12 protein-coding genes are annotated in these 12,700 nt (G+C 68.4%); 7 read left to right on the top strand and 5 right to left on the bottom strand.

Annotated elements, in window-relative coordinates; all coding sequences use genetic code 11:
* Positions 1–100: 100 nt before the first annotated feature.
* From DL990_RS23695 to kstD, 4 genes are read right to left on the bottom strand one after another with little or no spacing between them, the layout of a single operon-like run.
* A complete protein-coding gene (locus DL990_RS23695) occupies positions 101–1,126 on the bottom strand; it encodes a ferredoxin--NADP reductase (RefSeq protein WP_125799922.1) in 1,026 nt (341 codons plus the stop codon).
* The gene (locus DL990_RS23700; RefSeq protein WP_125785490.1) at positions 1,123–1,383 is read right to left on the bottom strand and encodes a hypothetical protein; all 261 of its coding nucleotides are present in this window, start codon (positions 1,381–1,383) and stop codon (positions 1,123–1,125) included. The genes DL990_RS23695 and DL990_RS23700 overlap by 4 nt, the downstream gene beginning before the upstream one ends.
* Positions 1,380–2,519 (bottom strand): Rieske 2Fe-2S domain-containing protein, encoded by a 1,140-nt coding sequence (locus DL990_RS23705; RefSeq protein ID WP_125793563.1) that lies wholly within the window; start codon positions 2,517–2,519, stop codon positions 1,380–1,382. Before DL990_RS23705 ends, DL990_RS23700 begins: the two co-directional genes overlap by 4 nt.
* Positions 2,516–4,186, bottom strand: coding sequence for a 3-oxosteroid 1-dehydrogenase (kstD, locus tag DL990_RS23710; RefSeq protein WP_125799923.1), 1,671 nt, complete (start codon positions 4,184–4,186; stop codon positions 2,516–2,518). Before kstD ends, DL990_RS23705 begins: the two co-directional genes overlap by 4 nt.
* Before the next feature lie 99 nt (positions 4,187–4,285).
* On the opposite strand from kstD, the gene DL990_RS23715 reads away from it, so the two are divergent.
* From DL990_RS23715 to hsaB, 5 genes are read left to right on the top strand one after another with little or no spacing between them, the layout of a single operon-like run.
* Positions 4,286–5,884, top strand: a complete 1,599-nt coding sequence (locus tag DL990_RS23715; protein WP_125785493.1) for an FAD-binding protein — start codon at positions 4,286–4,288, stop codon at positions 5,882–5,884.
* Positions 5,885–5,927: 43 nt separating this feature from the next.
* Positions 5,928–7,103 (top strand): 3-hydroxy-9,10-secoandrosta-1,3,5(10)-triene-9,17-dione monooxygenase oxygenase subunit, encoded by a 1,176-nt coding sequence (gene hsaA / locus DL990_RS23720; RefSeq protein WP_125785494.1) that lies wholly within the window; start codon positions 5,928–5,930, stop codon positions 7,101–7,103.
* Positions 7,103–7,951 carry a 4,5:9,10-diseco-3-hydroxy-5,9,17-trioxoandrosta-1(10),2-diene-4-oate hydrolase gene (gene hsaD, locus DL990_RS23725; RefSeq protein WP_125799924.1) on the top strand — a complete coding sequence of 283 codons (849 nt, stop codon included), beginning with the start codon at positions 7,103–7,105 and terminating at the stop codon, positions 7,949–7,951. Before hsaA ends, hsaD begins: the two co-directional genes overlap by 1 nt.
* Positions 7,951–8,865, top strand: a complete 915-nt coding sequence (gene hsaC / locus DL990_RS23730; protein WP_125799925.1) for an iron-dependent extradiol dioxygenase HsaC — start codon at positions 7,951–7,953, stop codon at positions 8,863–8,865. Before hsaD ends, hsaC begins: the two co-directional genes overlap by 1 nt.
* A complete protein-coding gene (gene hsaB, locus DL990_RS23735) occupies positions 8,862–9,416 on the top strand; it encodes a 3-hydroxy-9,10-secoandrosta-1,3,5(10)-triene-9,17-dione monooxygenase reductase subunit (protein WP_125785497.1) in 555 nt (184 codons plus the stop codon). The genes hsaC and hsaB overlap by 4 nt, the downstream gene beginning before the upstream one ends.
* On the opposite strand, the gene DL990_RS23740 is transcribed toward hsaB, so the two are convergent.
* Positions 9,382–10,419 (bottom strand): acyl-CoA desaturase, encoded by a 1,038-nt coding sequence (locus DL990_RS23740; RefSeq protein WP_125785498.1) that lies wholly within the window; start codon positions 10,417–10,419, stop codon positions 9,382–9,384. The two genes, hsaB and DL990_RS23740, sit on opposite strands and share 35 nt — an antisense overlap.
* Positions 10,420–10,550: 131 nt before the next feature.
* Between DL990_RS23740 and DL990_RS23745 the strand changes: the two genes are divergently transcribed.
* Together DL990_RS23745 and DL990_RS23750 are read left to right on the top strand one after the other, a co-directional pair.
* Positions 10,551–11,231, top strand: coding sequence for a HEAT repeat domain-containing protein (locus DL990_RS23745; RefSeq protein WP_125799926.1), 681 nt, complete (start codon positions 10,551–10,553; stop codon positions 11,229–11,231).
* A complete protein-coding gene (locus DL990_RS23750) occupies positions 11,232–12,239 on the top strand; it encodes a MerR family transcriptional regulator (RefSeq protein ID WP_125799927.1) in 1,008 nt (335 codons plus the stop codon). It abuts the gene before it with no gap.
* Positions 12,240–12,700 lie beyond the last annotated feature (461 nt).

Below are 12,700 nucleotides of genomic sequence, written 5' to 3' on the forward strand. Positions count from 1 at the left end.
AGATGCTGTGGTTGGTTCGTGATCGAAGGCGGAACACCCGTGATCGGAGGCCGATCTCGCGTGATTGGAGGCGTAACACACGTGACTGGAGGCGGAACTCCTACTCGTAGGTGACGGTGACCTCGTCGGTCAGTGGAAGGGACTGGCACGCCAGCACGATGCCATCGGCGATGTCGTCGCCGTCGAGGACCTCGTTGTTCAGCATCTTCACCTCACCGGAGGTGACTCGGCAAGCGCAGGCACTGCACTGGCCCTCGCGGCACGAGTACGGCGCGTCGAAACCCTTTTCCAGCAACAGGTCCAGCAGTTTAGTCCGGCGCGGCCAGGTGAGCTTCTTCGTCTCCCCGTCGAGGGTGACTTCGACCGCCGCGGGGGTCTCGGCCTCTTCGACGGCGACGGGCTCGGCCACCTCGAACGGGTTCCCGCCCAAAGACAGGAAGCGCTCCAGGTGGATCCGCTTGCGCGGCAGTCCGAGGTCCTTGAGCACCGTGCGCGCGGCGTCCATGAACGGGCCAGGACCGCAGATGAACGCCTCGTGCGCGGTGTACGGCGCCACCAAGGCGCGAAGGTGTGCCTCGGTCGGAAGTCCTTGCAGGCTTTCCAGCCAGTGCATGACGACCAGCCGGTCCTGGTATCGAGCGGCGAGGTCCGCGAGTTCCCGCGCGAAGATCACCGACCGCTCGTCGCGATTGGCGTACAGCAGCACCACTTTGCCGGTTCCGTGTTCCAGCGCGGACTTGAGGATCGACATCACCGGTGTGATGCCGCTGCCGCCCGCGAGCAGCAGGAAGTCCTCGTCGAGCGACGCGGGGCTGAACACCCCGGCCGGCGGAAGGACCTGGACCTCCTGACCGGGCTGGAGGTTGTCGCAGAGCCAGTTCGACCCGTAGCCGTCGGCGGTGCGTTTGACGGTGACCTGCACCCGGTTCTCGTGCGGCGCGCTGGAGAGCGAGTAGCAGCGGGCCACCGACCCGGTTCGCTCGCTCGGCACGCGCACGGTGAGGAACTGCCCTGGGATGTAAGCGAAAACGGAGACGTGCTCGGCCGGGATCTCGAACACGATCGAGCGCGCGTCGGCAGTCTCGGTGATCACCTCGGCCACGGTCACGGTGACGGGGCCGCTCATTCGGGCACCTCCAGCAGGCCGTCCTTCAACGCGGCGTCGATGCTTTCGCTGAGATTGCCGCAGGTGTCGAGCAACGCCGTCTGCGCGCCCGACGCCTTCTGCTCGGCGAACACCGGGCAGCTCCGGGACGCGTCGCTCGTCCACTGGATACTGGTGTGCTGCATGCTGTTCTTCTTGACCAGCACGCACGTTCCGCACGCGCGGCAGCTCAGCGGCCGCAGCCCGGCGGTGAGGAACTCGACGGTTTCCGGCTTCACACCCCGGCCTCTTCCGACTGCTGCCGCGCCAGGTTCTCGGCCACCTCCGCCGCCCAGACCTCGTTGGCGCGGCTGGTGTCCACTTCGAACTCGAACCGCCGCGTCATGTCCTCGGTTACGTCTGCGGCGTCCACATAGAACTGGTCGTACCAGCGGCGCAGCTGGTAGACCGGCCCGTCCTCCTCGCACAGCAACGGGTTGTCGATCCGCGTCTTGTTGCGCCAGATCTCCACGTCCTGCAGGAAGCCGACGCCGATGCCCTTGGCGAACTTCCCGGCGATCTTGTCCGCGTGCTCGTCCGAGACGCCCTCGAACTTCTTCACGCTCACGCCCCACTGCAGCACGAACGAGTTCTCGGTGACCGGGTAGTGGCAGTTGATCAGCACGTTCTCGATCTCGAAACCCTGGTACGTGTTGAGCAGCGTGTTGATCATGTACGACGGCCCGAAGTACGACGCCTCCGACCGCAGCAGGTTCTCCTCGCCGCCGTAGTTGGACGCCATTCCCTTGTCCGGACGGCCCTTCGTGTTCAGGTACTGCGTGGCGATGTGGCCTTCGAACACGTTCTTGAAGTAGGTCGGGAAGGCGTAGTGGATGTAGAAGAAGTGCGCCATGTCGACCATGTTGTCGATGATCTCGCGGCAGTTGGAGCCCTCGATCAGCACCGAGTCCCAGGTCCAGTTGCTCCACTCGCCGTTGAACACGCCTTCGATCCGCGGGATGACGACGTCCTCGGGCGGCGGGTTGCCCTCCGGGTCGTGCCAGACGAACAGCTGCTTGTTCTCCTCCAGCACGGTCCACGACTTGGTCCGCGCCCGCAGCGGAACCCGCTTGGCGTAGGGGATCGAGACGCATTTGCCGTTGCCGTTCCAGCGCCAGTCGTGGAACGGGCAGGCGATCTCGTCGCCCTTGACCTCGCCTTGGGTGAGGTCGCCGCCCATGTGACGGCAGTACCCGTCGAGCACGTTCAGCTTGCCGGACGAATCGGCGAAGACCACCAGTTTCGTCCCGAACGCCGTGATGGCGTGCGGTTTCCCGTCGCGGAACGGCTCGGCCAGGCCGAGACAGTGCCAGCCGCGCGCGAACCGCGAAGGGGGCGCGCCCGCGTCGATCTGCCGTACGGATTCCGTCGTCATCGGCTGCCTCCCGCTTTGGTGTGATCTTGCTGCGCGAGATGCTCGGCCGCAAGGTAGCCGAACACCATCGCCGGGCCGATCGTCGCGCCGGGGCCGGCGTAGGTGCGGCCCATCACCGCCGCGCTCGTGTTGCCCGCCGCGTAAAGTCCGTCGATCACCGCCCCGTCCTCGCGCAGGACGCGCGCGTGCCGGTCGGTCCTCAAACCGCCCTTGGTGCCCAGGTCGCCGGGCACGATCTTCACCGCGTAGTACGGCGCGACGTCCAGCGGGCCCAGGCTCGGGTTGGGTTTGTTCCGCGGGTCGCCGTAGTAGTGGTCGTACGCGCTGCGTCCGCGGTGGAAGTCTTCGTCCACGCCGCTTTTCGCGAAGCCGTTGAACCGCCGGACGGTGGCCTCCAGCGCGTCGGCCGGGACCTCGATCCGCTCGGCGAGTTTCGCGATCGTGCTCGCTTTGACCGCGATGCCCGCTTTGAACCAGCGGCCGGGCAGCGGCTGGCGCGGGCCGAGGCCGGTGAACATGTACCGGTTGCGGTTGCGCTGGTCGAACACCAGCCAGGTCGGGATGTTCGCGCCGGGACCGTCACCTTCGCCGTACATCGCGTGCACGGCCTCGACGTACGGCGCCGACTCGTTGACGAAGCGTTCGCCGCGCGCGTTGACCATCAGGCAGCCCGGCCGCGACCGTTCGGCGAGCGCGAACCACGGGCCGCCGGTCAGCGGGATGGACGGACCCCACCACGCGTCGTCCATCAGGTCGACGGCCGCGCCGAGTTTGAGCCCGGCGTCGATGGCGTCGCCGGTGTTGGCCTCGGCGCCGACGGTCCACTCCGTACCGATGGGCGCGCGCTGGTACTTGACCCGCATCTCTTCGTTGCGCTCGAACCCGCCCGCGCCGAGGACGACGCCGAGCCGCGCGCGGATCGTCTTCTCCGCACCCTCATGGCGGACCACGACGCCGGTCACCCGGTCGCCTTCGATCTCGAGGTCCACCAGCGGCGTATTCAGCCAGACAGGGACATCCGCTCGCCGCAGACCTTCACGGAGACCGGCCGCAAGCGCTTGCCCCATGGAAAGCAGCCGCTGACGGCGGATCCGGCCCGTGAGCCAGCGGCCGCCAAGACTCAGTACACGGAGGATGCCGCGCGGATGCCGGGCGAGCAGGCTCAGCCACCGGTAGTCCGCCTGGGTGATCGGGGCGCCGAGCGGGGGAGCGCTGTACGGTGGCTCCAGCTTCGCCAGCTCCGGTCCGAGCAGGTTGCCGTCGAGCGCGGCCGGTTCGACCGACCGTCCGCCGGCGCGCCCGCCGGGGGCCTCCGGGTGGTAGTCCGAGTAGCCGCGGACCCAGCGGAAGCGCAACGGCGTCTTGTCGCAGACGAAGGACAGGACCTCGGGGCCGCGGTCGAGGAAGGCCGACCGGAGTTCGGCGGGGACGACGTCACCGACGATCGCTTCGAGGTATTCGTGCGCCCGCTCCGGGGGTTCGGAGATCCCCGCCGCCCGCAGCGCGTGGTTGCCGGGGATCCAGACGCCGCCGCCGGAGCGCGCCGTCGAGCCGCCGAAGTGGGCGGCCTTCTCCACGACCAGGACCTCGAGTCCCCGGTGGGCCGCGGACAGTGCGGCGGTCATCCCGGCGGCACCACTGCCGACCACGATCACGTCGTAGTCCATACGCCCCTCACCTGGAACACGTTGTAGGAAGCATGTAGCAGCATCCGCGCTGCTCCAGTCACCATAGACGAGAACGTGTTCTAGTTCTAGGGTGGGGTCATGGACTCCCTCGTCGCGGATGTGGTGATCGTGGGCTTCGGAGCGGCAGGCGCCTGTGCGGCGATCGAGGCCGCCGACGCCGGTGCTCGGGTGCTTGTGCTGGACCGGTTTTCCGGTGGTGGCGCGAGCGCGGTCAGCGGTGGTGTCGTCTATGCCGGTGGCGGGACGGCGCAGCAGCGGGACGCGGGCGTCGACGACAGTGTCGACGCGATGTACGACTACCTGCGGCTCGAGGTCGGCGACGTCGTCTCCGAGGAGACCCTGCGGCGGTTTTGCGCGGGCAGTACGGAGATGGTGACCTGGCTGGAGGGCAACGGTGTCCCCTTCGAGGGGAGCCTGTGCCCGTACAAGACGTCTTACCCGAGCGACAAGCACTATCTGTACTACTCGGGCAGCGAGGCGGCGGGCGGTTTCCGCGACGCCGCCAAGCCCGCGCCGCGCGGACATCGCGTCAAAGGGCCGGGTACGTCGGGAAAACTGCTGATGAAACGGCTCATGGAGGCCGTCCGGAGCCGCGGGATCCAGGTGCTGCCGCAGACCGCCGCCCGAAACCTGATCGTGGACGCCGACGGTGCTGTGACCGGCGTCGTCGTGTCCACCCTGCGGGACGCGCCCGCTCGCGTGCGGGCCGCACACCGGAGGCTGTCGGCGTATGCCGCGAAACCGGGGATCTACGTGCCGTCACTGCGGAAGTCGCTGCACCGGCGGGTGGAGCGGATCGAGCGTCGCTACGGCCGTGAGCTGCGGATCTCCGCCTCGCGCGGGGTCGTCCTCGCGGCGGGCGGGTTCATCGCGAACCGCGAGATGGTGCGTGAGCACGCCCCCGCGTATCGCGGCGGGCTGGCGCTCGGGACGTCGGCCGACGACGGATCCGGTATCCGGATGGGGGTCGAGGCCGGCGGGGCGACCGCCGAACTCGGCCGGATCTCGGCCTGGCGGTTCATCACGCCGCCGTCGGCGTTCCTGGGTGGCCTGCTCGTGGACGAGACGGGCGGCCGGATCATCGACGAATCCCGGTACGGCGCGGCCGTCGGCGAACGCATGATCACCGGACACGAAGGGCGTGGCTGGCTGCTGGTCGACGACGCCATCGTCCGGCAGGTCCAGCGGGAAGCACGCGGGCAAAGTCAATGGTTCCAAGGACTTCAGGTGCGGTATCTGCTGCGGCAACGCGTCGTCGCCGGTTCGCTCGACGAGGTCGCGCGCAAGGCGGGCGTCGACCCCGGCGGGCTGGCCGCCAGTGTCGAGGCCGCACGGTCCGGCGCGGACCCGACGGGCAAACCGGCGGAGTTCGCGCGGCCGCTGGATCAGGCGCCGTACTCGATGATCGACGTTTCGATCAAGCCGAACCTCGGCTATCCGTGCCCGATGCTGACGCTGGGCGGCCTGGTCGTGGACGAGGAGACCGGGGCGGTGCGCTCCGCCGGCGGCACTCCGATCCGCGGGCTGTACGCGGCGGGGCGGACCGCGGTGGGAATCTGTTCTAGGTCCTATGTGAGCGGTCTGTCGCTGGCCGACTGCGTGTTTTCCGGTCGGCGTGCCGGACTGCACAGTGCGCTCGACCGGGGTTCGGTCGACAAAAACGAGAACGTGTTCTAGTCTTGGACTCGGTTCACCGAGTATGGCGAGAGAGGGAACGCATATGAGCGAGCACGCCGCGCAGGACGTGATCGCGGGGATCCGGGAGCTGCTGCCGGTCCTGCGGGAGCGGGCGCAGGAGGCGGAGGACGCCAGGCGCGTTCCCGAGGAGTCCGTCAAATCCTTGCAGGAGACCGGGTTCTTCAAACTCCTGCAGCCGAAGACGTTCGGTGGTCTCGAAGCCGACCCGGTGAGCTTCTACACCGCGGTCAAACTCGTCGCGAGCGCGTGCGGGTCCACGGGCTGGGTCGCCTCCATCCTCGGCGTCCACCCGTGGCACCTCGGCCTGTTCGAGGCGCAGGCACAGCAGGACGTCTGGGGCGACGACACCGACGTCCGGATCTCGTCGTCGTACGCGCCGATGGGCAAGGCGGACGTCGTCGACGGCGGCTACCGGCTCAGCGGGCGCTGGAGTTTCTCCTCCGGCTGCGACCACGCGACCTGGGTGCTGCTGGGCGGCCCGGTGTTCAAGGATGGCAAACCGGTCGACTTCTGCACTTATCTGGTGCCGATCTCCGACTACACGATCGAGGACGTCTGGGACACCGTGGGCCTGCGCGGCACCGGGTCCAACGACATCATCGTGAACGACGTCTTCGTGCCGAAGCACCGTGCGCTCAGTTTCATCGCGACGTCGAAGTGCAAGACGCCCGGACAGGAGATCAATCCGGGGCCGCTGTACAAGCTCCCCTACGGATCGGTGCATCCGAGCACGATCACCGCGCCGATCATCGGGATGGCGCAAGGCGCCTACGACGCGCACGTCGAGTACCAGGGCAAGCGCGTCCGCGCGGCGTACGCGGGCGAACAGTCCAAAGAGGACCCGTTCGCCAAGGTGCGGATCGCCGAGGCGGCGAGCGAGATCGACGCGGCCTGGCTCCAGCTGACGCACAACATCGACGAGCTGTACCAGCTGGCGTGCAAGGGGGAGAAGCTGCCGTTCCCCACCCGGCTGCGAGTGCGCCGTGACCAGGTCCGCGGCACGGAACGCGCGATCTTCGCGATCGACAGGCTTTTCGAGAACTCCGGTGGCCGGGCCTTGCAAGCCGGAACCCCGATCCAGCGGTTCTGGCGCGACGCCCACGCCGGCCGGGTGCACGCGGCGAACGACGCCGAGCGCGCCTACGTCATGTTCGGAACCGGCGCCTTCGGGCTGCCCGTCGAGAATGCGATGGTCTGATGACCGAAGGCAAGTACGTCACCGTCCAAGATGGACTCAAGCTGCACTACCACGAGGCGGGCGCGGAACATCCGGAGACGGTGATCCTGCTGCACGGCGGTGGGCCCGGCGCGTCGGCGTGGAGCAACTTCGGCCGCAACCTGCCGGTCTTCGGCAAGAACTACCGGACGCTGGCGATCGACCAGCCCGGGTTCGGCCGGTCGGACAAACCGGCCGAGCATCCGCAGTACTTCCGCCACAGCGCGGACGCCGTGGTCGGCTTGATGGACGAACTCGGCATCGAACGCGCCCATTTCGTCGGGAACTCGCTCGGCGGCGGCGCCTCGGTGCGCCTCGCGCTCAACCATCCGAAGCGCGCCGGCCGCCTTGTCCTGATGGGGCCTGGCGGCCTGAGCTTGAACCTGTTCGCGCCCGATCCCACCGAGGGCATCAAGAACCTCGGCCGGTTCAGCGCACCGCCGGGTCCGAGCCGCGAGAAGCTCGAAGCCTTCCTGCGGATCATGGTGCACGACCAGTCCCTGATCACCGACGAACAGCCCGACGAACGGTTCGCCGCCGCGAGCGCGCCGGAGTCCCTGGCGGCGATGAAGGCGATGGGCAAGTCGTTCGCCCAGCCCGACACCTACGAAGAGGGCATGCTGTGGCGTGAGGCGCATCGCCTGCGCCAACGCGTGCTGCTCATCTGGGGCAGGGAAGACCGGGTCAACCCGCTCGACGGCGCCCTGCTCGCGCTCAAGACGATCCCGCGTGCCCAGCTGCACGTGTTCGGTGGCTGCGGCCACTGGGCGCAGCTGGAGAAGTTCGACGAGTTCAACCGGCTGGCACTCGACTTCCTGGGAGCCTCCTGATGGGTATCCGTTCGCTCGCCTACCTTCGCATCGAAGCCACCGACATGGCCGCGTGGCGCGAATACGGGCTGAAGGTCCTCGGCATGGTCGAGGGTTCCGGCACGAATCCGGAAGCGCTTTACCTGCGCATGGACGACTTCCCCGCGCGGCTCGTGATCTTCCCCGGTGAGCACGACCGGCTCGCCGTGGCGGGCTGGGAGGTCGCCAACGCCGGCGAACTCGACGAGATCCGGGCATCGCTCGACGCGCATTCGGTGCCGTACAAGGAAGGCGCCCCGGATCAGCTGGCCGATCGCCGGGTCGACGGCCTGGTGTCCTTTGAGGACCCTTCCGGCAACACGCTCGAAGTGTTCCACGGTGTCGCGTTGCAACACCGGCGCGTGGTCAGCCCGTACGGCCACAAGTTCGTCACCGGCGAGCAAGGCCTCGGACACGTCGTACTGTCCACACACGACGATGACGCTTCTCTGCGGTTCTACCGTGACGTGCTCGGATTCCGGTTACGGGACTCGATGAAACTGCCGCCGCAGATGGTCGGCAGGCCCGCCGACGGCGCTCCGGCTTGGCTGCGGTTCTTCGGCTGTAATCCGCGTCACCACAGCCTCGCGTTCCTCCCGATGCCGACTCCCAGCGGCATCGTGCACCTCATGGTCGAAGTGGAGAACACCGACGACGTCGGCCTCTGCCTCGACCGGGCCATCCGCCGGAAGGTGCCGATGTCGGCCACCCTCGGGCGGCACGTCAACGATCTGATGCTCTCGTTCTACATGAAGACCCCCGGCGGATTCGACGTCGAATACGGCTGCGAGGGGCGTCAAGTGGACGACGAAAGCTGGATCGCCCGAGAGAGTACGGCGGTTTCCTTGTGGGGACACGACTTTTCAGTCGGCGCGCGCCCGCCGGGGCAGTCGTGACCCCGGTGACGGACCTCGGCGCGGAGATCGATCCGGCGCGGTTCCGGACGGTGCTCGGGCACTTCTGCACCGGCGTCGCGGTGGTGACCGGGCACGACGGCCGGGCCCCGGTGGGCTTCGCGTGCCAGTCGTTCGCGGCGCTTTCCCTCGATCCGCCGCTGGTGCTCTTCTGTCCCGCCAAGACTTCCCGGACCTGGGCGGTCCTCGCCGAGTCCGGCCGGTTCGCCGTCAACGTGCTCGCCGAGGACCAGCAGGACGTCAGCGCCGTGTTCGGCGCGCGGGGAGCGGACAAGTTCGCGTCGATCGACTGGACCCCCGCCCCGTCCGGTTCCCCTTTGCTGACAGGGGCGTTGACGTGGATCGACTGCACGCTCGAAACCGTGCACGAGGCGGGTGACCACTACGTCGTCGTCGGCAGGGTCACCGCGCTCGGGGAACCTTCGGACGATCGTCCGCTGCTGTTCCATCGTGGGCGGTACACGGTGACCGAGCCGGTCGCGGACGAACTCGCGGCGCTCATGCCCTGGCCGCGTCCTGACGATTGGCTCTGATCGGCTCGCCCGCTTCGTGCAGGCTGCGCAACGCGAGCTTGTAGGACTCGGCGAGCCCCGTCTCGTGGTACGGAACACCGAGCTCGGCGCAGTACTCCTGGACGATGGGCCGGGCGCGGCGCAGGTGCGGTGACGGCATACTCGGGAAGAGATGGTGCTCGATCTGGTAGTTGAGCCCGCCGAGCGCGACGTCGACGATCCGGCCGCCGCGGACGTTGCGTGACGTGAGCACCTGCTTGCGGAGGAAGTCGAGTTCGGTGTCCCCGGACAGGATCGGCATCCCCTTGTGGTTGGGCGCGAAGATCGATCCCATGTAGACGCCCCACAGTGCTTTGTGGACGATGAAGAAGACGAGCGCCTTGGCGGGGGAGAGGACCACGAGCAGCGCGCTGAAGTAGAGCGCGAAATGCGTCAGCAGCAACGCAGCTTCGAGCCAGCGGGCCCGGATGCCCGGCTTCGAAACCGCGCGGATACCGGAGACGTGCAGGTTCAGGCCTTCGAGGGTGAGCAGCGGGAAGAACAGGAACGCCTGGTAGCGGCCGATGAACCGGGGGATGCCCTTGCTGGCCCGCGCCTGGTCCTTCGACCACACGAGGATGTCCGGATCGACGTCGGGGTCGAGGCCCTCGTGGTTCGGGTTCGCGTGGTGGCGGGTGTGCTTGTCCATCCACCAGCCGTAGCTCATACCGACGCCGAGGTTCCCCGCGATGCGGCCGGCGATCTCGGCCGGGCGGCGGGTCCGGAACACCTGGCGATGTGCCAGGTCATGCGACAGCAGGGCGATCTGGCCGAACATCACCGCCTGGAAGACGGCGATCCCCAGCTGCCACCAGGAATCCCCGATCGCGAAGAAGGCGATCCAGCCGGCGACGAAGAGGGTGGCCACCAGTCCGATGCGGAAGACGTAGTAGCCGGGACGGCGGTCGAGAAGGCCCGCTTCGCTGACGCGGCGGGACAGGCGGGCGAAATCGCTGCCTGTGCGGAGGTTTGCGGTCACCGTCATGAGTCTGGTCCATGGGGTGGGCCAGGGTGAATGCGGTGCGCCGGTGGGTCCCTGCGGGGGCTGGCCCTACCCCGCACCGGGCTCGCACTTGACCTTGACATTGTGACAAGGTCTTCACTGGTGGGCAGGAGGTGATCGTCATCGACACGACACAACGGACTACACCGGACACACGGCTGCTCGACGCCTTGAGCTCCGAAAGCTCGTCGACGCGGCTCCAGGCGGCCCTGGCGGCCGGGACGCACCCGGACGCCCGGTTCGTCGACGCGCTCATGGCACGGTGCGCGGTCGAGCCGGACTTCTTCGTGCGGGACATGCTGACCTGGGCATTGACCCGGCTCCCGGCGGAGAACACGATGCCGGCGCTCCTGACGGAGCTCGGTTCCGACGTCCCGCAGGCGCGGAGCCAGGCGTTGCACACGCTGTCCAAGATCGGGGACGTCACCGCGTGGCCCGCGATCACCCGGTCGCTGCTGCACGACGCCGACGACGAGGTCGCGCGGAGCGCGTGGCGTGCCGCCGTCGTCCTCGTCCCCGACGGGGAGCGGAAACGGCTGGCCGTGGACCTGGCCGCGCAGTTCGGCCGCGGCGACCGGAAGGTGCGGCTGAGTCTCAGCAGGGCACTCGTCGCGCTCGGTGACGAGATCGAACCCGCCCTGCGGACGGGCCTGGCGAGTGCCGACCCGGAGGTGCGCGCGCACGCCCGCGCCACGGAGCGGCTCCTGCGCGACCCGGACGCCGACTTCGATCCGGCCATCGACGAGGCGAAACGGGTCGTCGCGCTCGGTCCGGAACGAGCAGGGGGAGCGTGAATGCTGATCGGTGAGGTGGCGCGCCGCTCGGGGGTGAGCAGCCGGATGCTCCGGCATTACGACTCCCTCGGGCTGGTGCGGCCGACCGGTCGCACCGTCGGTGGCTACCGTGAGTATTCCGACGGGGACATCCGCCGGATCTTCCATGTGGAAGCCCTGCGGTCTCTCGGCCTGTCGCTGCGCCAGATCGGGCGTGCCCTGGAGGACCCCGCCTTCGAGCCGTCCGATCTGGTCGGCGACCTCATCCGGCGGACCGAGGAACGGCTGAAGCGGGAACAGGAGCTTCTCGAACGACTTCGTGCGGTCGACGCCTCGGCGCCGTTGGGCTGGGAGGGTGTCCTGCGCATCGTCGAGCTGCTGCACGGGCTCAACTCACCCCATGCCGCGCGACGCCAGCAGACCGTCCTGGTGCCGGCCGAGGACCTGCCGGTGCCCACAGAACTACTGGCGGAGGCGGTGCTCGGTGAAGCCGATCTGAACGTCGCCGGTGCTCTGCGGTGGGCCCTGGCGAGGGCGGGCGGTGACGGTGTGGCGAGCCTGGCGGCCGGCGCGCGTTCGGAGAACGTCGACGTCCGGCGTCGCGCGATCCTGGCGCTCGCCGGGATGCCCGGCGACGAGGCGACCGCGGTACTGGCGGAGGCGCTCGGAGACTCGGACGAGACGGTCCGCGGCCGTGCCGCGCTGGCCGTCGGTGCGCGTGGTGGGTCCGCGGCCGTGCCGGCCCTCGTCCGCATGGTGGTCGAGGGCACTCTCGACGTCGAGGCGGCCGAGGTTCTCGGAAGCTTGGCGCGCGACGCGGGCCGCGCGGACCGGATCATGAGCGCGCTGGCCGACGAGCTCGCCGCCCCCACCGCGGACTCCGCGACGCGGATGCGCCTGACCCAGGCCCTCGCCGAGATGCCGCCCGCCCTCGTACGGGACGTCCTGCGGAACCTGGCCGAAGACGAGGACCGCGCCGTCGCCCTTCTCGCCTCGGCGCTCAGGGGGATGCTCGAGGCTGGTGAATGAGGTGGGCGGTGATAGGTGCTGTGGTGTTCTGTTGAGTTTGGTGGGTCGAACTCGGCTCTCGCTTTCGCGATCCACATTCAGCGTGGCAGCGGGCGAACTGGACACTGTCGCTCTGGTTCGTTATGTGGTCAAGGTCATCCGCGGCCATCGGAAGCGGAGCGGGTCTCCCTGACGCAAGCCGACTCCGCGGCAGGAGGCGTTGCTGGTGCATCTGCGCGACGGTGACACCGATGCCCGGCTCGCGGTGGGGTTCGGCGTCTGTCCTCAGCCCTCGAACAAAGGCTCACTGACCAATTGACATTCAAGGTCGGGACACGCTGGCTGTCGAACATTAGTTCGAGTATGATCTTGGTCATGACCACATCCTTTGCTTTCAATCCGAAAGCCGCTCGTCTTCTCGATGCCGCTTACGACGAGGAAGTCGTGCTCCGGCGGGCGCAGGGGCGTCAGGTGCGTGCGAT

This window comes from Amycolatopsis sp. WAC 01416, from assembly GCF_003947485.1.
Lineage (GTDB): Bacteria > Actinomycetota > Actinomycetes > Mycobacteriales > Pseudonocardiaceae > Amycolatopsis.